Source organism: Arthrobacter sp. ZGTC131, assembly GCF_002929275.1.
Lineage (GTDB): Bacteria > Actinomycetota > Actinomycetes > Actinomycetales > Micrococcaceae > Arthrobacter.
The window spans coordinates 1,958-21,550 of record NZ_PJIK01000002.1; the positions used below are offsets into that span (position 1 = coordinate 1,958).

The following is a 19,593-nucleotide window of genomic DNA, read 5'->3' on the forward strand; positions in this document are numbered from 1 at the left end:
CCGGGCGGCACGCCGACTACGGGCGAGGATCGCCCAACGGACGGGGATCGCGCAACGGGCGCGGAGGACCCGGGCGGCACGCCGACTACGGCCGGGGATCGCCCACCGGGCCCGGAGGACCCTGACGGCACGCCGCCTATGGCCACGGCAGAAGAGCCGGCTGACAGGACGCCGGGCACGCGGGACTGAGCTCTCTACCGGCGAGCCGTTAGGTCCCAAAGGCTGATCCGCTAAGCCCTCGAAGGGCGTGCCGTCAGGCGCCAAGCACTGATGTGATAGGCCCTCGAAGGGCGTGCCCTCGCACGGCAAAGCCTTGGGCCGCAGCACAATGCACCCGGATGGCAGTCGTCCGGGATGCAGCCGGGAAGTGTGGATAGATGGATTTCGACGGTGTGCCCGCGCCGCACCTTGGCAGCGCGGGTACAGCGTCCTTCGTGGTTCTCTTCGGAATGTTATTGCTCTGCCTTGGTGTGGGTCGCCTAGGACCTCGCAGCCCGTCCGCGCTGGGCCATCGGGTCCGGCCAGTTGCCGATGATTCCCGACATGGGATCGGGCCAGTTGCCGATGTGGCCGCGCATGGGATCCGGCCAGTTGCCGATGCCCGACCGGGCCTGGGCTGAGTGGCCGCGAACGGCTCCGGATGATTGCAGGGCAGGACGCGGGGCAGTGGGCAGTTGGGTATGTGTAGACATGACATTTTCTCCTGACTGAACATTTGAGCCGTACGCCGATGGCGCACGTGGTCATTTCTGCTGTGATGAGGGCAGAGCTGACCTGTTCAGTCGGGGGAAGACCCCGGATCGAAGGTGGGGCTGGCAGGAACGGATTGGTTGGCGTCGTGCAGCCGTGCGCCGGTACCGAGGTGTAAGCCGCTCCAGGACCCGGCAAGATCCCCTGCCTGGGCGCCGGAGCCTTCGGATCCCGAGGCCGACGATCCGGACGGGCCCTTGGCAAGGACCGCGAGGCGTTCCTGATGCGGCACGGCGCCGGGCAGGCCGGCGGGCCCGGCCTGGACCGCCCCGGCTGTTTCGGGGCGGTGCGGCGTGGTCATCTGCAGCTGTGCCAGCGACGGGCCGGAAGCACCCAGTTGCTGTCCGTCTGCGGTTCGAGCGAGTGAGGTGCCCTGAGATTGGTTGCGTGCGCCACGGGATGGCGCGGCGTGTGACTTGTCCGCTGCGGCTTCGGGGGCATTGGCGGGCGGGGAGTTCACTACGGGAGTGGTCCCGACGGTGCCCGGATCTGCGCCCGGGACGATCACTCCCCGCCGCGGCTGCCACGGCGTGGGAACGGCCTGAGGCGCCACGCCCGACACTGAAACAACCGGGGGCACCGAGTGTACGGCGTCTTCTACGACGTCGATGACTTTGTGCATTTCGGCAAGTACCGGGGCTGCCGTCTCGGTCACCGGCGTGACTGCGGCGTCTGTGACGACGGCGGCCGCCTCGCCGACGACGGTGTTGGCGGTGCCGGTTACTGAGCGGAGTGTGGTGTTGGCGGCGCCGGACAGGGAGTCTGCAGTGCCGGCCGCGGTGCCAGCCACGGCTGTGACGGTGGTGGTGACGGCAGCCTTGAGTTTCGGGAGGCCCGGGACGCTCGGCGCGGCCCGCAGCGGACTTGCCGCTGGTGCGGGGACGTGCGCTGATACGGCGCTCGAAGTGCTGGCGGCCGGCGTGGTGCCGCCGATTACGGCGGGCCCGGCGTCCAGCGTCGATGCCTCGGCGGGGGCAGCCCCCCAGATGAGCCAAGCAAGGGTGACGATAGCCGGCACCACAACGGCGCGCACGGCAGCGGAGCAAACAAGAAGCATGCTGCTGCCCATCCGATACACCCCCCAGAGGCAATGGGAGACCAGAATATGCCCGGGCCCCGGTTCCGTCTAGGCCAAGAATGTTCGAACGCCGCTTGGGCACACTCATTTATGGCCGGCAGGCAGCGATCCGCCGGTTCCGCAGCCGTAAAATTAATGCAAGAGGTGTTGGAAAAATGTCGGGTTCGATCGTCGTCGTCCTGGTTATTCTGGCAGTCATCGCCGTTGTGGCAATCGCCGCCACGGTGCGGGAAGTCCTGCGCGAGGGACGCGGCCATATGCCTGAAGAACCGTCGCAGCGCCCGTGGACGGCGGGCAATCTGCCGAGCCAGCCGTACTCGTTGATCCGCTTCTAGGACGCATCGAGCGGGCATACCGGATCGCAGGCCCTCGCAGTCCACCCACACGGCCGGGTGGATGTACAACGAACGTTCGCACCGCCCCGAGGCCGTCGCCAGGAGGCGGCTTCCTCGGTCAGCGCGGCCAGGAAAGCGGATCGGACGCCGGGGGCACCGGGAGTCCTCCGGACACAGAGCTGGTGCAGCTGCCCACGAACTTGCGCGGGTCACCTGCACCAACCGGTAGTACGAATATTCAGATTAGATATCTACTCATTCGCGGCTCCTAGTTCCCGGCGTTCGCGTTCCGGGTTTATTTCCTGTCATCGGCCAGATGACGCGAGAACATCCAGCCGGCGGCAATCATCAGTACCCCCGCCACCAAGAGGGTCCAGTTGTCCGTCATGTTCAGCGACAGGAAATTGGCCGCCGAATCCACTCCGACACTGAGCCCGTAGATGCTGAGGATGATGTACAGTGCACCGGCGCCCAGGAGGAACCTGCGGGCACCCATTTCGCTGCGGGACATGGCCCAGCCGGTTCCGCCGATAACCAGCTGCACAATGTTGAGCAGGATGGATACCTGGAACAGGCCAAACAGCAGAGCGTGCGAATTAGGCCCAAGGAACATCAGTTCGCCATACCGTGCGGTGATTCCCGGGATAAACGCCAGGACACCACCCACCATCGCGACAATACCAACACCCATGCCGACGTTCTGGACATCTGTCCTGCCAAAGTGAACGCCGTGCGCATGTGGGGATGCGGTAGTCATTTTCTGCCTCCAACCACTGATTGCGGACAACCTAATTTTACGTCGGTCCTCTCGAAAAAGCGCCGGGAACAACCGCGGTGGGAGCCTTCCCGATCCTCCCGCCACGCCGCGTTCTCACGGGATTGAGCCTGTCGGAACGGCCGGGCGAGGCCGCCCGTGGCACGATGGAGCACGATGAAACTGCGCGCTGATCAGACCGGAGACCGTGGCCTTCCCATGCCCCTGTGGCTGCAGGGCGGGCTGGAGTCAGCCCAGGCGGCAATCATTTCGGCCCTGGCGGTCATCGCGCCCATCGCGGTGGTGTGGGCAACGTCCGGTTTCCGGGACACGCATCTCGACGTCCTGGCGCGCCTTGCCGGCCAGGCGTGGCTGGTCATCCACGGCGTTCCCCTGTACCTGACCACCGTTGGCGAAGGCGCCGCGGCCCGTCCGGAAACAGGCACGCTCTCGCTCATCCCGCTGGGCCTGACGCTCATCCCGTTCCTGCTCGCCTGGCGTGCCGGCCGGCGCCTGGCCCGTGCCTCCTATACGGACCAGCTGTGGCAGGCGCTGCTGGGTTCCTGGCTCGTCTATGCGGCCTTCGGCATCACCACCGGCTTCGTCTGCAGGACGGATGAGGTGGAGGTGTTCCTTTGGTGGGCGGCCCTGCTGCCCCTGGTCCCGTTTGCCCTGGGCATGGTGATCGGCGCCCGGCGCGAGGCCGGATCCTGGAGCCGGCTGATCGGCGTCGACGCCGTGGACTGGATTGCCCGCACCAGCCAGCACTCCCGCTGGGCGGGGTCCTATCTGGCCTCCGCCGCGAAGGCGGGGTCCGTGGCGGTCATGGCGGCGCTGGCGATGGCTTCGGCGCTGCTGGCCGCGGACCTCTTCATCCACTGGAACCTGGTGGTGGCGGTTTATGAAGGGCTCGACGCCGGGGCCTGGGGAGGCGCCGTCCTCACCATCGCCCAGCTCGGCTTCATCCCCAACCTGGCCGTGTTCGCGCTCGCCTGGGTGTCCGGCTCGGGCTTTGCGCTCGGCGCAGGATCGCAGGTGGGCCCACTCGGCACCGCTGTTGGGCCGCTGCCGTCGGTCCCGGTGTTTGCCGCCATCCCCGCCGGGCCGCTGGACTTCGGGTTCGTGGCCCTCGTGGTGCCCGTGCTCGCCGGAGTCCTGGCTGGCTGGTGGTTCCTGCGCGAAGGCGAAAACCACTTCGACGAATGGCTGTCCATCAAAGTCCGCACCCGCTGGTTCACGGCCGCCGTCTCCACCCTGGCCCTTGGCATCATCATCGGCGCGGTGGCAGGCCTGCTGGCGGGGGCACTGGCCTCGATCGCGCGGGGATCGGCCGGAATCGGACGACTCACGGACATCGGCCCCGACCCGTTGTGGACGGCAGTCTGGCTGGCAGCGGAAGTGGGCATCGGCGTCGTCGTCGGATACGCGGCGGGGCCGTGGCTGGAACGCCGGCAGCAGCGGGAAGCGGACCTCGGGGCTGCGCAGGGCAAGTAGCCCGGCGGGCGCCTCTGGAGTCTCGCCCGCTGAGAGGTTACGGGCGGAACTGGCCGGGCAACGAGTTCTCCAGCTGGACGCGGCAATCGGTGCTGGCCTTGCTGGTCAGGGCATGCCGGGCGCACTGCTGGTAGTCGCGGACCTGGTTGTAGAACAGCGCCGAGGTCAGCACGATCAGGACCATCACGGCGGACACCACCAGGCCGGAGATGGTGCCGAAGAGCACGAGCTTCGACTCCTTGAGCTTGATGGCGCGGATGAGCACCATGATCCCCAGCACGATCGCGGCCACTGTCAGGATGGCGGCGAGCCACAGGTACGCGATGTCCAGCTGGAAGACAAAGAACGAGCCCAGCACCGCCACAATGAACATGCGGAACAGGGTGTGCGTCTTCAGCAGCGATGATTTTGCGGCCTCGCTGAGCGGATGCCTGGTCCGCTGGGACCCGTTCGGGCCCGGGGTGGGGTTCATGTTTTCCAGCCTACGCGAGCAGCCGCCTAAGCTGGACCAATGCGCATCGTAGTCCTCGTTTCCGGAACCGGCTCCAATCTCCAGGCCGTCATCGACGCCGTGCAAGCCGGGGAACTGGACGTGGAGATCGCCGCGGTGGGCGCGGACCGGCCGGGGACGTTCGGCGTGGAGCGCTCCGCCGCCGCCGGAATCCCCACGTTCGTGGTGGACTTCAAGGCGTACGCGGACCGCGCGGAGTGGAACGCGGCACTGACCGAAGCGGTGGAGGCATACCAGCCGGACGTGGTGGTGTCCTCCGGCTTCATGCGGATCGTGAGCCCGGAATTCATCGATGCCTTCGACGGCAAATACCTCAACACCCACCCCGCCCTGCTGCCCTCCTTCCCCGGAGCACACGGCGTCCGCGATGCCATGGCCTACGGCGTGAAGGTCACCGGCTGCACAGTGCACTGGGCCGACGCCGGAGTGGACACCGGGCCCATCATCGCCCAGGAGGCGGTGGCCGTCGAGGACGGCGATACCGAGGAAAGCCTGCACGAACGGATCAAGGTGGTGGAGCGCCGGCTGCTGGTGTCCACCCTCGCGTCCCTGGCCGCGGCGCACTCTTCCAACTAGCAGTCGGCGCTACTCGAGGCGGCGCTGCCGGGTCTCGGGGGAGAAGAACATCATCCACAGCACGGCCAGCACCACCAGGCCGCCGGCCAGGGCGAACGACGTTGCCAGCCCCAGCTGGGGCCAGAAGTAATTCGCGAAGATCAGCGGGCCGAAGCCTGCCCCCAGCCGCGAGAACGTGGACGCCCAGCCAAAGCCCGATCCCCGCAGCTCGGTGGGGTAGAGCTCGGACACGTAGGTGTACAGAACGGGAATGGCCACCTGCACCACGAAGCCGAACACCAGCAGCCAGAACACGGCCGCCGTCGGAATGTCCACCACGAACGCCACGATCACCAGGATCAGGGCGGACGCCGGCCCGGTAATGGCCAGCAGCCACTTGCGGCCCACGCGCTCCACCAGGAGCGCTGCCGCCACCACGCCAAGAAGCCCGACGGCGGCCATTCCCGCCGTTGTCAGGAACGCCTTGTACTCGGCGAACCCGGCGCCGATAAGGATCCGGGGCATCCACGTGAGGGACAGGTAGTAGACCAGCAGGATGCTCAGGAACAGCGCCCAGGACGCCGCCGTGATTTTCCAGTTGAACTGCCAGACACCGCGCAGCGTCTGCCATGCGCTGCCGGGCGAAAGGCGGGGGACGGACTGCGGATCGGGCAGGCTGTAGGCACGCGGCTCGGCTCCGGTGGCCAGGACCAGATCGTCGATCACCTTGGCCGCTTCCTCGCGGCGGCCCTTGCGGATCAGGAACAGCGGCGACTCGGGCACGCTGCGGCGCACCCAGAACACGAGCAGGGCCGGCAGCACCATCACCAGCATGGTGAGGCGCCAGTCCGCGAAAGCCGCCACCAGCCCGGCGGACACGAAGCCGCACAGCGCCGCTCCCACCGGCCACCAGCCGTCCATCGCCGTGAGGACCTTGCCGCGCTGCTTCCGCGGCGTGAATTCACCAACCAGTGCATAGTCCACCGGAATGCAGCCGCCCAGGCCGACTCCGGCCATGAACCGGAACACGCAGAACCAGGTGAAATCGGGGGAGAAGGCGCCGAGCACAGTGAAGAGCGAGAAGATCAGCAGCGTCGCGGTGAAGGCCTTCTTGCGGCCGATCGTGTCCGCGATGGTGCCCCAGATGAATGCGCCGAGGGCCATGCCGATCAGGTTGGCGGTGCCGATCCAGCCCGCTTCGCCGGGCGTGAGCTGCCAGTGGTCGGACAACAGAGGGATCAGGATGCCGTTGAGGGTCACGTCCCAGGCATCGAACATGAAGCCCAGGCCGCCGATCACGAAGATCTTGCCCTGGACCTTCCAGCGCCACGGCAATTCCTGGACCACCTGTTCGCCGCTAGGCACAGTGGTGTAAATGTTCATCTCGGCCTCCTGTTAAAACCTTACGTTGCGCCGCACCCGGAGCGAGCCGCCTTCACACTCCGGCTTGCTGGAAGGGCACGTCCGGGGACGCGATAAACTGGCCCGTATCCCACCAGCCGCGGCCTCAACCGTGTACAACGACGGAGACTTTTGTGAGCTTGACTCAGCTTGACCGTGTTCCCATCCGCCGAGCCCTGATCTCGGTCTACGACAAAACCGGTCTGGAGGAGCTCGCGAAGGGCCTGCACGCAGCGGGCGTCAAGATCGTTTCCACCGGCTCCACGGCCAAGAAAATCGCCGCCGCCGGCATCCCGGTCCAGGAAGTCGAGGAAGTCACCGGCTCTCCGGAGATGCTGGACGGCCGCGTCAAGACCCTCCACCCGCGGGTCCACGGCGGCATCCTCGCGGACCGCCGCGTGCCGGCCCACATGGAAACCCTTGCCGGCATGGACATCGAGCCGTTCGACCTCGTCGTGGTGAACCTGTACCCGTTCGTGGAGACCGTGAAGTCCGGTGCCGCGCAGGATGACGTGGTGGAGCAGATCGACATCGGCGGCCCCGCGATGGTGCGGTCCGCCGCGAAGAACCACGCCGCCGTCGCGATTGTGGTTGACCCGAACTTCTACGGCGAGGTTGTCCGCGCCGCGGCGGAGGGCGGCTTCGACCTGAAGACCCGCCGCCGGCTCGCCGCCCGCGCCTTCGCGCACACGGCCACGTACGACAACGCCGTGGCCACATGGACCGCCAGCCAGTTCCTCGACGAAGACGGCGACGGCGTGATCGACTGGCCCGCTTACGCCGGCCTCGCCCTGGAACGCTCCGAGGTGCTCCGCTACGGCGAAAACCCGCACCAGCAGGCCGCCCTGTACGTGGACAAGGCCGCTCCCGCGGGCATCGCCCAGGCCGATCAGCTGCACGGCAAGGCCATGAGCTACAACAACTTCGTGGACGCAGACGCCGCCCTCCGCGCGGCCTACGACTTCGCGGAGCCGGCCGTCGCGATCATCAAGCACGCCAACCCGTGCGGCGTGGCCGTGGGCTCCGCCGATGCGGCGGATCCGATCGCGGACGCCCACGCCAAGGCGCACGCCTGCGACCCCGTCTCCGCTTTTGGCGGCGTCATCGCAGCCAACCGCACCGTCACGGCTGGCATGGCGCGCACCGTGGCCGGCATCTTCACCGAAGTGGTCATCGCGCCGGGCTTCGAGCCGGAGGCCGTGGAAATTCTCGCCAAGAAGAAGAACATCCGCCTGCTGGCGCTACCCGAAGGCTACGACCGCTACCCGGCGGAAATCCGCCAGGTTTCCGGCGGCGTGCTCGTCCAGATCTCCGACAAGGTGGACGCCGACGGCGACAACCCGGGCAACTGGACCCTCGCCGCCGGTGAGGCCGCCGACGACGCCACGCTGGCCGACCTCGCCTTCGCCTGGACCGCCTGCCGCGCCGCCAAGTCCAACGCCATCCTGCTGGCCGATCACGGTGCCGCAGTAGGCATCGGCATGGGCCAGGTCAACCGCCTGGACTCCTGCAAGCTTGCCGTCGAGCGCGCCAACACTCTCGGCGTGAACGTGGAATCCGACGTCGATGGCGCCGGCGGTGCGTCTAACGTCGGGACGACAGAATCAGGCGCGAGCGGCGCACCGGAGCGTGCCCGCGGTGCGGTCGCAGCCTCCGATGCGTTCTTCCCGTTCGCCGACGGCCTGCAGATCCTGATCGACGCCGGCGTCCGCGCCGTGGTCCAGCCCGGCGGTTCCGTCCGGGACGACGAAGTCATCGCGGCCGCTAACGCGGCGGGCATCACCATGTACTTCACGGGAGCACGCCACTTCTTCCACTAGTCCCCACCGCCTCCCTAACCTCGCTGCGCTCGGTCAGGGAACCCGGGCGGCGTGGGCCCAGCACCACGTAGGACGGCGGTCGCCCCTCAGGGGGACGGCCGCCGTCGGGCGTTAACTTTGATTCAGTTGTCCTCGGGCTCGGGCTCGGGCTCGGTGCCGGGTTCGTCATCCGCCACTGGGACCCGGATCTCCCGGGGCTGTGCCTGGGCCATCCGCTCCGGCGTCCAGTAAGCCAGGACCTCCTCCGGCGTCTCTACGACATCGGAGTGGCTCACGGCTTCATCCGGTACGTCACGGGACGGCGACTCCGCCGGCCCGATGCCGTCAGCCGGCGGACGAGGCATACTTGAAAACCTTCTCTATGGTCTGTCCCCAGTACGGTCCGAACATCGTGGTGGACCGCGTGCCGTAGCCGTAGCTGTTGACGGAGTTCTGGTAACCGCTGGACTCGGCGTCGGTGCCGCCCTGGATAAACCACGGGCCGCCTGAAGCGCCGCCAGTCATGTCACACGGAATGCCCTGGGTTTTGAACTGGGGATTGATGGCGTCAATGCCGGCCTTGCCCGTGCAGCTGACCAGGGTCTGGCCCGTGAACGGGACCGCAGCCGGATAGCCGTACGACGTATAGGTCATTCCGCGCGGCTGGCTGAACTGGACGCCTGATGCGCCTACGACGTCGGCCAGGCTCTCGCCGTTAAGCTGGGAGACCACGGCGAATCCCGTGTCGTACTGAATGTTCCCCAACTTGCTCCACTGCGACGGAGCGTACAGCTTCCTGGCAGGCCACTTCCCGAAGGGCGCCCTACCGTCGACGTAACCAGGAACAAAGACGAAGTTCTTGACGAAGGCGCCGGGGCCCTCGTTGACGCAGTGGCCGGCAGTCGAGACGGTGCTCTCGTTCTCGGAGATCACCGAATTGCCGGAGCACACGTAATTGGCGCCGGCCATGGTGAAGAAGACCTTCCCGATGTGCTTGATGGCGGGGACGTCGGCATGCAGCGCCTGCAGCGAGGGCTGCGCCGATGTGCCCGCAATCTTCGTGCTGGAGCCTCTTTCCACGTCGTCTGAAGCGCCAGACGGGCCCTGGTTGATCTGACGGGCAACTGCCCTGTCAGCCAGGACCTCGCCGGGGACGGCGGCCCGCATGCGCTCAGGCGTCCAGTATTGGTCCGTAGATGAATTGGAAACTGCGGTGCTGGTGACCTGCGGCTGGCCGGAGTCCTGCGTCTTTGCGGGAGCAGCCGTCGCGCCGACGGCCGTGGACAGAGCCAGCATCAAACCAGTTGACAGGCTCACAAGGCTGGTCGCCAGAGTCTTCTTGCGCGTCATTGCGGTCCTACCTATCGGGGTGGAGGGCGGGCGATGGTGCTGCCGGCCGAGTGTAGGGTGATGTCGATATTTCCCCGCCGCAAGGGGTTCACTGGTGCATTCAGCCGCCGGAGCGGATTTCCTTCATGAGCTAAAGATAGGGCTCCGCAGGGTTTCGGACAATGGATTCTGGCCACGGAACGCCCAGGGGCGCGGTCACGGAACCGCGTCCGGACCATCCGGTAGGGTTCAAAACGGTCTCCTCGGGTAAGTTAAAGGTTGGTGAAATAGACCGGATTTCCATATACAAGCCGACCTTCAGGGAGACGCCCGAGCATGGCCAAAATTATCTATACCCACACCGACGAAGCGCCGATGCTGGCCACATATTCGTTCCTGCCGATCGTTGAGGCGTTTGCCTCGACCGCAGGTGTGCAGGTGGAAACCCGCGACATTTCCCTGGCCGGCCGCATCATCGCCGTATTCGGCGACTACCTCACCGAAGAGCAGCGGATTAGCGACGCCCTTGCTGAACTTGGCGAACTGGCGAAGAAGCCGGAAGCCAACATCATCAAGCTGCCGAACATCAGCGCCTCCGTCCCGCAGCTGAAGGCAGCCATCGCGGAGCTCCAGGCCCAGGGCTACAAGCTGCCCGACTACCCGGACAACCCGTCGTCGGACGAAGAAACCGTCATCCGCTCCCGCTACGACAAGATCAAGGGCTCCGCCGTGAACCCCGTCCTGCGCGAGGGCAACTCGGACCGGCGCGCGCCGCTTTCCGTGAAGAACTACGCCCGCCAGAACCCGCATTCCATGGGCGCGTGGTCAGCAGACTCCAAGACCAACGTTGCGCACATGGACGCCAACGACTTCCGTTCCAACGAAAAGTCCGTGGTGGTCCCCGCCGACGGCACCATAGAAATCCAGCTGGTCCGCGAAGACGGCACCGTCAAGGTCCTGAAGAAGGCCTTCCCGGTTCTCGCCGGCGAAGTGATCGACGGCACCGTGATGCGCGCCGCCGCGCTGGACGAGTTCCTCGCCGCCCAGGTTGCCCGGGCGAAAAACGAGGGCGTGCTCTTCTCCGCGCACCTGAAGGCCACCATGATGAAGGTCTCGGACCCCATCATCTTCGGCCACGTGGTCAAGGCGTATTTCTCGGAACTGTTTGACACCTACGGCAAGCAGCTGGCCGCTGCCGGCATCAGCCCCAACAACGGCCTCGCCGCCATTCTGAGCGGACTGGATGACCTGCCGGAGGATGTCCGTGAAGGCGTCAAGGCCGCCATCAAGAAGGGCCTGGAAGAAGGCCCCGCCCTTGCCATGGTCGATTCGGACAAGGGCATCACCAGCCTGAACGTCCCGAGCGACATCATCGTGGATGCCTCCATGCCGGCCATGATCCGCTCCTCCGGCCACATGTGGGGCCCGGACGGCAAGGAAGCCGACACCCTGGCGGTTCTTCCGGACAGCTCCTACGCCGGTATCTACCAGGTGGTCATCGACGACTGCCGCGCCAACGGCGCCTTCGATCCCACCACCATGGGCACCGTGCCGAACGTCGGCCTCATGGCCCAGGCCGCGGAGGAGTACGGCAGCCACGACAAGACCTTCGAAATCCAGGCTCCCGGCAAGGTGCAGATCGTGGACGGCTCAGGGGCTGTCCTGATCAAACACGAGGTGACGCCCGGCGACATCTGGCGCGCCTGCCAGACCAAGGACCTGCCGATCCGCGACTGGGTCAAGCTGGCCGTCACCCGCGCCCGCGCCTCGCAGACGCCCGCGGTGTTCTGGCTTGACGAGGCCCGTGCGCACGACGCCAAGCTGATCGAAAAGGTCCGCGAATACCTCAAGGAACACGACACCGAGGGCCTGCAGATCGAAATCCTGTCCCCGGAGAAGGCCACGGCATTCACCCTGGAGCGCATCCGCAAGGGCGAGGACACCATCTCCGTCACCGGCAACGTGCTCCGCGACTACCTGACGGACCTGTTCCCGATCCTGGAACTCGGCACCAGCGCCAAGATGCTGTCCGTCGTTCCGCTGATCAATGGCGGAGGGCTCTTCGAGACCGGCGCCGGCGGATCCGCCCCCAAGCACGTCCAGCAGCTGCTGCAGGAAAACCACCTCCGCTGGGACAGCCTGGGTGAGTTCCTGGCCCTGGCCGTCAGCTTCGAGCACCTTGCCAACACCACGGACAACGCCCGGGCACAGGTCCTGGCCGACACCCTGGACCGCGCCACCGGTACTTTCCTGCTGGAAGACAAGTCCCCGAAGCGCAAGGTTGGCGAGCTCGACAACCGCGGCAGCCACTACTACCTGGCGCTGTACTGGGCCCAGGAGTTGGCCAAGCAGACCGAGGACGCAGAGCTGGCATCGTCCTTCGCCGAGGTCGCCGAGGCTCTGGCGTCCAATGAACAGGCCATCGTGTCCGAGCTGCTGGAGATCCAGGGCTCGCCCGTGGACGTCGGCGGCTACTACCGGCCGGACGCCGTCAAGGCTGCCGCTGTCATGCGGCCGTCGGCGACGCTCAATAAGGTTGTTTCCAGCCTGAGCTGATCCCCGGCAGCTTGCCGTGGATTGATCACTGAAGCGCCCCGCCACTCGAACGAGTGGCGGGGCGCTTCAGTCTATTCGGCGTCGGCCCGGAGCAGGTGGTTGCCGGCCCGGACGCTGTTCCTAGCGGTCGGGCGTCTCGTCGCGGCGGGTGTCCGTATGCCGCGTCTCTGTCCGCGGCTCACCTGTTTCCGTGTCCCCGTAGGGCGCGTCGACGGCGAGATCCGGGTCGGCGTCGACCGGCCGTTCGGTGGAGGCGGCGTCGTAGGCGTCGCCAGACTCGTACGTGCGGCCGGGGACCGCATCCATGCCGGCTCCGGAAGCGTAGCCCGTGCCGTCGTCGGCAGCACCGTAGCCGGCGTCCGTACCGGCACCGGCACCGGCACCGGCTCCCGCTGTGCCGGCCCCGGCGGCACCCAGTCCTGCTCCCGCAGTGCCGGCCCCGGCACCGGTACCGGCTCCCGCGGTTCCAGCCCCGGCGCCGGCGGCGCCCAGTCCTGCTCCGGCAGTGCCGGCCCCGGCGCCTGCGGCGCCCAGTCCTGCTCCCGCAGTGCCGGCCACGCCGGCTTGGCCCGGTGCTTCGCCCTCGTTGACGCTTTCACGCCAGGCGCCGGTTTCGGAATCACGGCCCTCAATGAATTGCTTGAACTTCCTCAGGTCAGACGCCACCTGGCGCGAGTCGAGGCCAACCGCGGCGCCGATTTTCTCCATCGCCGATTCCGGCTCCCAGGTCAGCTCCACGTTCACCTTGGTTTCGTCCGGCCCCAGCGACTCGAACCAGACGGTGCCGGAGTTACGGGGCTCGTTCAGGCTCTCCCAGGTAACGCGCTGATCGGGTTCCTGGACGGTGATCTGGGCATCGTATTCGCGCTTGACACCGGCGATGCTGGTCTCGAAATGGACAGTGGTGTCATCGATTTGGCGCACGGCGTCGACGCCGCTCATGAAATGTGGGAAGTCCTCGAACTGGGTCCATTGGTTGTAGGCCTGACGAACCGGGACATTTACGTCGATGGATTGCTGAACAGTTGCCATGCGTAGTTCACTCCTTCAGCGTGCGTGCGGTTTTCAGCGTGCGGGCGGTTGGCCCGCGGTCCTGATAGCTGGGTGATCGGATGGAACACCCCCAACGTATCGGGAACCGGACAGCAATTGAAGACTGCAAGGACGTTTGCTGACGAAAAGTAGCTGGTGCCCACATAGCGAATTCCGGTTGTGAACTTCGGCCGCCGTTCATTAGGGTACTAAGCAAGCTTAGCTTTTGGCCTGCGGGCCTTGCCCGGCTAGGCCGCCGCCCTCGGAAAGGACCTTTCCTGTGCCTGATGAAAATGCTGTGAACATTCCGGGAGCCCCCTCGGCTGAGCCGCCCGCCGTCGTCGAACCCACCGCGCCGCGGGAGCCGCTGCCGCCCAAACCTGACCAGCAGGGGCCGGAGGCAGTGTCGCCGACAGGCAGCCCCACGGGGGCTCCGGTCCATGCCCGGGCACAGTCCGGCCAGTATCTGACCACTGCGCAGGGACTCAGGCTGGGCGATACGGACCATTCACTCAAGTCGGGTCCGCGCGGGCCCATCCTGCTCCAGGACCACCATCTCCGCGAGAAGATCACCCACTTCGACCACGAGCGGATTCCGGAACGTGTTGTCCACGCGCGCGGGGCAGGCGCCCACGGCGTCTTCCGGTCTTACGGAACGGCAGCAAACGTCACCAAGGCCGGATTCCTGGCCAAGGATGTGGAAACTCCGGTGTTCGTCAGGTTCTCCACCGTCCTGGGCTCCAGGGGTTCCGCCGACACTGTGCGGGATACGCGGGGCTTCTCGACCAAGTTCTACACGGACGAAGGCACCTACGACCTGGTCGGCAACAACATTCCGGTGTTCTTCATCCAGGACGGCATCAAATTCCCGGATATCATCCACGCAGCCAAGCCGCATCCCGACCGGGAGATCCCGCAGGCCCAGAGCGCACACGACACGTTTTGGGATTTTGTGTCGCTCCACACCGAGGCCCAGGCCCACACCATGTGGAACATGTCCGACCGCGGCATTCCGCGCTCGTTCCGGACCATGGAGGGCTTCGGCGTCCACACGTTCCGGCTCGTCAACGCCGAGGGTGCCACCACCCTCGTGAAATTCCATTGGAAGCCCAAGCAGGGCGTGCACTCCCTGGTCTGGGAAGAAGCCCAGATCATCAACGGCATGGACCCGGATTTCCACCGGAGGGATCTGGCCGACGCCATTGAGGCCGGCGCCTACCCGGAGTGGGAGCTCGGAATCCAGACCTTCCCCGACACCGAGGACCAGATGTTCGAGGGGATTGACCTGCTGGATCCCACCAAGTTCGTGCCGGAGGAACTTGCCCCGGTGCAGCCCATCGGGCTTATGACGCTCAACGCTAATCCGATCAACTACTTCGCCGAGACTGAGCAGGTTGCCTTCCATCCGGGGCACCTGGTGCCGGGAATCGACGTCACCAACGATCCGCTGCTGCAGGTCCGCCTGTTCTCCTACCTCGACACGCAGATTTCCCGCCTCGGCGGGCCGAACTTCGCGCAGATCCCCATCAACCGGCCGCACGCTCCCGTGAACGACATGCTGCGCGAGGGCATGCACCAGTCGGCAGTCCACGGGGGAGTGGCGCCCTACCGCCCCAATTCGCTCGACGGCGGCTGCCCGTTCAAGGCAGGGCAGGACCTGGGGGCATTCGTGGACGTTCCGGAGGCGGTGGCGGAGGCCATCAAGCAGCGGAAGTCACCCGCCTCCTTCGAGGACCACTTCAGCCAGGTGCGGCTGTTCTTCCGCAGCCTCACCCCGGTGGAGCAGGACCACGTGATCCAGGCCTACACATTCGAACTCGGCAAGTGCTACGAGAAGCCGATCCGCGAGCGTCAGCTTCTGGCCCTGGCCAACATCGATTCCGAGCTCTGCGCTGCGGTAGCGAAGGGGCTGGGCATGCCGGTTCCGGAGGCCACGGAGGACGTCCCGGATTCCGAGCCCAGCCCGGCACTGTCCCAGCTGGGCCAGAACTGGCCGGTGGCCGGACGCGTTGTCGGCATCGTCGCGGACGAGTCCAGCGATCTGGACGCTGTGAATGCAGCTCGAAAAGCACTCGACGACGCGGGAATCGTTCCCTTGGTCATCGCCCCGGTGGGCGGGACGCTGGGGGCGGAGAACGACGGCGGGATCCCGGTCCAGCGCACCTATCTCACCGCACGCTCCACCGAGTTTGACGCCGTCATCGTGGCCGGATCCGGCGCACCCGCCGACGATGCTGAGCAGGGGCTCGACGCCAAAGCCGGGGAACCCGGTGCATCGCTTGATCCCCGGATCGTGCTCCTGCTGTCCGAGGCATTCCGTCACGCGAAGGCCATTGGAGCCTGGGGTTCAGGTTCCGCGGGCGTGGACGCGGCGAGCATCCCGGAGGACTCGGCCGGCGTAGTGCTCGGTGACGGTCCCGAAGCGGTGGTCCCGAAGATCCAGGAGCTACTCGCAGCGCACCGGGCGTGGGAGCGATTCCCGACGGTCTCCTGACCGGCAGTCCGGCTGACTAGAGCATTCCGGAAGTAAGGACGTAGGGGAGTAAGGGGAGCGCCGCCGTCGCGCTTCCCTTTTCCTTGCACTGTGGAGACTAGTCCTTGCCTTTGCCTGAGCCCTTGCCGTTCTCGCCGCCGGACCCGGATTTGTCATCCCCGGAACTGTCCTCTCCGGAGTTCCCGGGTGCCGGGGCCGGTGCCGGTTCCGGGGCAACAGCCTGCGGTGTGGTCGGGGTGGGGGTTGGCGTTGCCGGCTTCGCAGCGGCCGCCTTCTTGGCCGCAGCCGCTGCCGTGAGGTCGGCACGCACGGCGTCGATGGCTACGGTGATGCTCTGGTGCCGCCGGAAGGAAACCTGGCCGTCGGCGGCGGCGGCGTCGAGCTCCGAAGACAGTCCGTCCAGCGACTTGAGGGCCGCGGCGGGGTCACTGCCGGCAGCGGTGGTGACGGCGAGAACGCGCTGCTGGAGCTGGGCCGCGGCGTTGCCTTCCAGATCCCGGGCCGGCCCCGCGCAGCCGGCGAGCCCCACGGCGAGGAGGCAGCCCGCCAGAGTGGCTGACACGCGGACCCCGGGTGCCGGACGCCGCTGAAGGCCGGGGCGCGGAATCACGGCTCCACGCTTTTTTGCAGCTCCACGAGGTGGTCGCCCAGCGTGCCCGTCACGGTGGGGTACGTGACGACGTCGGGCGTTGTTGGCGACGACACGGCGGCGGTCACCGCGGCCACTCCGCCGAGCAGCGCTGCTCCAGCAAGGACAGAGGCCAGTAGAACGCGCGGGTTGCGCCACCGCGCGCCGGCGGGACGCGAGCGGCCAGCCATGTTTGCGGCGGCGGAGTCATCGGGCGGCTGTTGGGTCGCGTCATAACCGGCAGGAAGCATGGACGACGGCGGCCGCGACGGCGGGGCGGGAAGGACCCTCGTCGGTTCCTCCACCAGTTCCCCCGGAGCTGACTCCGGTGAAACCAGGGCCTGGCGAAGGGCTATCTCAAGCTCGGCCGCTGTCGGCCTGTCCGCCGGTTCGATGGCCGTCATGGCGGCCAGGAGATGCGCCCATTCCGCAGGGAGGTCCTCGGGAATTTCCGGCGCGCGGTGCAGCCGGGCCACTGCCGATTCCACAGCGCCGCCGGGGTATTCGACTTTTCCCTTGAGGCATTCCAGCAGCACGAGGCCAAGCGAGTAGATGTCCGTGGCCGGTGAGAGCGGCGAGCCCATGGCCTGTTCGGGGCTTAGGTACGCCGCGGTGCCCACCATGGTCCCGGTTGCCGTGAGCCGGGTGGCGTCGACGATGCGGGCGATGCCGAAGTCGGTCAGCTTGGGGCGGAGGGGTTCCCCGGGACGCACCTGGACGAGGAGGATGTTGGCTGGCTTGATGTCGCGGTGGATGATCCCCAGCCCGTGGACGTAGGCGAGGGCGTCTGCTATTCCGGCACCGATCACCGCAAGCTCGTCGAGAGGGACGCGGCTATGCCTCAGGCGGCCGCGCAGGTCCTGCCCCTCCACGAGTTCCATGGTGAGGAACGGCCTTGGCTGGTCCGGGATGCGTGTGTCGACGCCGGCGTCGAACAGCGTCACCAGGCTCGGGTGGTTGAGCGTGGCAAGCAGCTCAATCTCGGCTTCTTGCCGCTTGAGTTCGTCGGCGTCCGCCGCCTGTGGTGCGAACAGCTTCAGGGCGACATCCCTGCCGAGGTTCTCATCCCGGGCCGAGTAGACCGAGGACATGCCTCCGCGGCCAATGACGTCTCCGAGCCTGTAACGCCCGCCCAGTACTTCAACTGTCACCCCGCCGGGCGAATCTTCCAACACTATGCCGTCCTTATCCGCAGTGGCTCCGGTTAAGGGTAATACGCTGACGCAAGTCCGGGGACCGCAGGGCGGTTCCCAAGACGATTCGGACGAGGAGTCGCGGGGAACATGGCCGTGCCGGCGGCCCGGCTCCGGAGCGTCTAAAGACCAGTCGGAGCCGGACCGTCGGCTGCGGTCCTGTGTTCGCCCGGGCACGAAACCTGGGCTATTTCGGTGCGGCTACGCCTTCTTCCTCCGGAGAACCAGCAGCATGCCGGCGGCGAGGAGGACCAGTGCGAGGGGCAGCAGATCAGCGTTCGCACCCGTGTTGGCGAGCGACTGCTTGCTTGCGGCCGTCTGGGCCGAGGTGACAGCCGAGGCCGAGGCACCGGTTGTTACCGAACCTGCGGGCAGAATGGCGATTCCCGAGGCTGCCCCCGGGGCTGCATTGGTGCCGGTTCCGGCGCCGTCAGTGCCCGTGCTGGTCCCGTCGGTGGTGCCGGTTCCGTCCGTGGTGCCGGTTCCACCGGTGCCTGTTCCGTCCGTGGTGCCGGTTCCACCTGTGCCCGTTCCACCGGTGCCCGTTCCACCGGTGCCCGTTCCACCGGTGCCCGTTTCGTCGGTGCCGTCTGTGGTGCCGGTGCCGTCCGTGGTGCCGCTTCCGTCGGTGGTTCCGTCACCGGGATCCGTCCCCGATCCTGTCCCGTTACCGGGATCCGTTGCAGGAGGCGTAACTACGGACCCTGCGCCGAGACCGATTCCCAGGTCGATGCCGAGATTGACGGAAGAATCCGTGCCGGTGCCGAGCCCCAGATCGATTGCACCTTCGGCGGCCGTGCCTGCATCATCCAGCAGACCCGAACCTCCGAGGTTGACGTCAACGACGGCGGAGGCATCGGTTGCCGGTGTCGTGGTGGTGCCGTTGCCGAGGTTGATGTCGACAAGGGCGTCGGCGGTGGTGCCGGTTCCTGCGGTGTTGCCGAGGTTGACGTCCACAGTGGCGGCGGCGTTGGTGGCCGGTGCGATGGTGCCTGTGCCGGTGGTGTTGCCGAGGTGGACGTCGACGAGGGCGTCGGCGGTTGTACGGGTGGTGTTGCCGAGGTTGACGTCCACAGCGGCGGCGGCGTTGGTGGCCGGTGCGATGGTGCCGGTTCCTGCGGTGTTGCCGAGGTTGACGTCGACGAGGGCGGCCGCGTTGGTGGCCGGTGCCGTGGTGGTGCCGGTTCCTGCGGTGTTGCCGAGGTTGACGTCCACAGCGGCGGCGGCGTTGGTGGCCGGTGCGATGGTGCCTGCGCCCGCGGTGTTGCCGAGGTTGACGTCGACCAGGGCGGCCGCGTTGGCTGCCGGTGCCGTGGTGGTGCCGGTGGTGTTGCCGAGGTTGACGTCGACGAGGGCGGCCGCGTTGGTGACCGGTGCCGTGGTGGTGCCGGTGGTGTTGCCGAGGTTGACGTCGACAAGGGCGGCCGCATCAGCGCCGGTTAGGGCAGTATTCGACGGCGTTGAGCCACCCAGCAGGCCCAACGACGCCGAAGCAGTGAGGTCCGCCGTGGCGGATTCAGGCGCGACTGTGACCGCGCCGGTGATGGATGTGTCCGCGTTTGCGGCGGTTGCGCCTAGGGCCAGCAGCCCGCCCGCAAACAGGGTGCCCAGTAGGCCCCTGCGAAGATTCTGTTGCATTTTGATGTCTCCTGAAGAGTTGTTGTCAGGCGCTCAAGGCAGCCCG

At 66.8% G+C, this 19,593-nt stretch carries 18 protein-coding genes (1 of these 18 running past the window's edge); 7 read left to right on the forward strand and 11 right to left on the reverse strand.

What is annotated here, in order from left to right:
• On the forward strand, positions 1 to 189 hold the 3' end of the coding sequence (locus CXQ90_RS22800; RefSeq protein ID WP_104136921.1) for a MarR family winged helix-turn-helix transcriptional regulator. 579 nt of this gene lie to the left of the window's left edge; 189 of the gene's 768 nt are visible here — the last part of the coding sequence; its start codon lies beyond the left edge, outside the window; the stop codon is at positions 187 to 189.
• Positions 190 to 479: 290 nt separating this feature from the next.
• Here CXQ90_RS22800 and CXQ90_RS03125 read toward each other — a convergent pair whose 3' ends face one another.
• Together CXQ90_RS03125 and CXQ90_RS03130 are read right to left on the reverse strand one after the other, a co-directional pair.
• A complete protein-coding gene (locus tag CXQ90_RS03125; protein WP_104136922.1) occupies positions 480 to 692 on the reverse strand; it encodes a hypothetical protein in 213 nt (70 codons plus the stop codon).
• An 86-nt stretch (positions 693 to 778) separates the two neighbouring features.
• Positions 779 to 1,819 (reverse strand): hypothetical protein, encoded by a 1,041-nt coding sequence (locus CXQ90_RS03130; protein ID WP_146068842.1) that lies wholly within the window; start codon positions 1,817 to 1,819, stop codon positions 779 to 781.
• 83 nt (positions 1,820 to 1,902) lie between these two features.
• On the opposite strand from CXQ90_RS03130, the gene CXQ90_RS03135 reads away from it, so the two are divergent.
• Positions 1,903 to 2,163 (forward strand): hypothetical protein, encoded by a 261-nt coding sequence (locus tag CXQ90_RS03135; RefSeq protein ID WP_258064345.1) that lies wholly within the window; start codon positions 1,903 to 1,905, stop codon positions 2,161 to 2,163.
• 295 nt (positions 2,164 to 2,458) lie between these two features.
• On the opposite strand, the gene CXQ90_RS03140 is transcribed toward CXQ90_RS03135, so the two are convergent.
• On the reverse strand, positions 2,459 to 2,920 hold the full coding sequence (locus CXQ90_RS03140) for a DUF4383 domain-containing protein (RefSeq protein ID WP_181038405.1): 462 nt from the start codon (positions 2,918 to 2,920) through the stop codon (positions 2,459 to 2,461).
• 174 nt (positions 2,921 to 3,094) lie between these two features.
• Here CXQ90_RS03140 and CXQ90_RS03145 point away from each other — a divergent pair, with 174 nt between their 5' ends.
• Positions 3,095 to 4,411, forward strand: coding sequence for a DUF6350 family protein (locus tag CXQ90_RS03145; protein ID WP_104136929.1), 1,317 nt, complete (start codon positions 3,095 to 3,097; stop codon positions 4,409 to 4,411).
• Positions 4,412 to 4,448: 37 nt separating this feature from the next.
• Here the strand turns inward: CXQ90_RS03145 and CXQ90_RS03150 are convergent, their stop codons facing one another.
• A complete protein-coding gene (locus CXQ90_RS03150) occupies positions 4,449 to 4,883 on the reverse strand; it encodes a hypothetical protein (protein ID WP_104136931.1) in 435 nt (144 codons plus the stop codon).
• A 39-nt stretch (positions 4,884 to 4,922) separates the two neighbouring features.
• Here CXQ90_RS03150 and purN point away from each other — a divergent pair, with 39 nt between their 5' ends.
• On the forward strand, positions 4,923 to 5,498 hold the full coding sequence (gene purN / locus CXQ90_RS03155; protein ID WP_104136932.1) for a phosphoribosylglycinamide formyltransferase: 576 nt from the start codon (positions 4,923 to 4,925) through the stop codon (positions 5,496 to 5,498).
• Between the two features lie 9 nt (positions 5,499 to 5,507).
• Here purN and CXQ90_RS03160 read toward each other — a convergent pair whose 3' ends face one another.
• A complete protein-coding gene (locus tag CXQ90_RS03160) occupies positions 5,508 to 6,860 on the reverse strand; it encodes an MFS transporter (RefSeq protein ID WP_104136934.1) in 1,353 nt (450 codons plus the stop codon).
• A 152-nt stretch (positions 6,861 to 7,012) separates the two neighbouring features.
• Here CXQ90_RS03160 and purH point away from each other — a divergent pair, with 152 nt between their 5' ends.
• On the forward strand, positions 7,013 to 8,698 hold the full coding sequence (gene purH, locus CXQ90_RS03165; protein ID WP_104136935.1) for a bifunctional phosphoribosylaminoimidazolecarboxamide formyltransferase/IMP cyclohydrolase: 1,686 nt from the start codon (positions 7,013 to 7,015) through the stop codon (positions 8,696 to 8,698).
• A gap of 122 nt (positions 8,699 to 8,820) precedes the next feature.
• Here the strand turns inward: purH and CXQ90_RS03170 are convergent, their stop codons facing one another.
• Positions 8,821 to 9,042, reverse strand: a complete 222-nt coding sequence (locus CXQ90_RS03170; RefSeq protein WP_104136937.1) for a hypothetical protein — start codon at positions 9,040 to 9,042, stop codon at positions 8,821 to 8,823.
• The gene (locus CXQ90_RS03175; RefSeq protein WP_308470538.1) at positions 9,023 to 9,973 is read right to left on the reverse strand and encodes a hypothetical protein; all 951 of its coding nucleotides are present in this window, start codon (positions 9,971 to 9,973) and stop codon (positions 9,023 to 9,025) included. The genes CXQ90_RS03170 and CXQ90_RS03175 overlap by 20 nt, the downstream gene beginning before the upstream one ends.
• A 369-nt stretch (positions 9,974 to 10,342) precedes the next feature.
• Here CXQ90_RS03175 and CXQ90_RS03180 point away from each other — a divergent pair, with 369 nt between their 5' ends.
• Positions 10,343 to 12,562 carry an NADP-dependent isocitrate dehydrogenase gene (locus tag CXQ90_RS03180; RefSeq protein WP_104136940.1) on the forward strand — a complete coding sequence of 740 codons (2,220 nt, stop codon included), beginning with the start codon at positions 10,343 to 10,345 and terminating at the stop codon, positions 12,560 to 12,562.
• 120 nt (positions 12,563 to 12,682) lie between these two features.
• On the opposite strand, the gene CXQ90_RS03185 is transcribed toward CXQ90_RS03180, so the two are convergent.
• Positions 12,683 to 13,594 carry an SRPBCC family protein gene (locus CXQ90_RS03185; protein WP_104136941.1) on the reverse strand — a complete coding sequence of 304 codons (912 nt, stop codon included), beginning with the start codon at positions 13,592 to 13,594 and terminating at the stop codon, positions 12,683 to 12,685.
• 280 nt (positions 13,595 to 13,874) lie between these two features.
• Between CXQ90_RS03185 and CXQ90_RS03190 the strand changes: the two genes are divergently transcribed.
• Positions 13,875 to 16,088, forward strand: coding sequence for a catalase (locus tag CXQ90_RS03190; protein ID WP_104136943.1), 2,214 nt, complete (start codon positions 13,875 to 13,877; stop codon positions 16,086 to 16,088).
• Between the two features lie 97 nt (positions 16,089 to 16,185).
• Here the strand turns inward: CXQ90_RS03190 and CXQ90_RS03195 are convergent, their stop codons facing one another.
• The 3 genes from CXQ90_RS03195 to CXQ90_RS22020 form a co-directional block, all read right to left on the reverse strand.
• A complete protein-coding gene (locus tag CXQ90_RS03195) occupies positions 16,186 to 16,698 on the reverse strand; it encodes a hypothetical protein (RefSeq protein WP_258064346.1) in 513 nt (170 codons plus the stop codon).
• Entirely contained in the window at positions 16,695 to 17,891 is a 1,197-nt protein-coding gene (locus CXQ90_RS03200; RefSeq protein ID WP_104136944.1) for a serine/threonine-protein kinase, read from the reverse strand. The genes CXQ90_RS03195 and CXQ90_RS03200 overlap by 4 nt, the downstream gene beginning before the upstream one ends.
• Before the next feature lie 219 nt (positions 17,892 to 18,110).
• Positions 18,111 to 19,547: a hypothetical protein gene (locus CXQ90_RS22020; protein WP_146068843.1), complete on the reverse strand. Its 1,437-nt coding sequence runs from the start codon at positions 19,545 to 19,547 to the stop codon at positions 18,111 to 18,113.
• Positions 19,548 to 19,593: the final 46 nt, after the last annotated feature.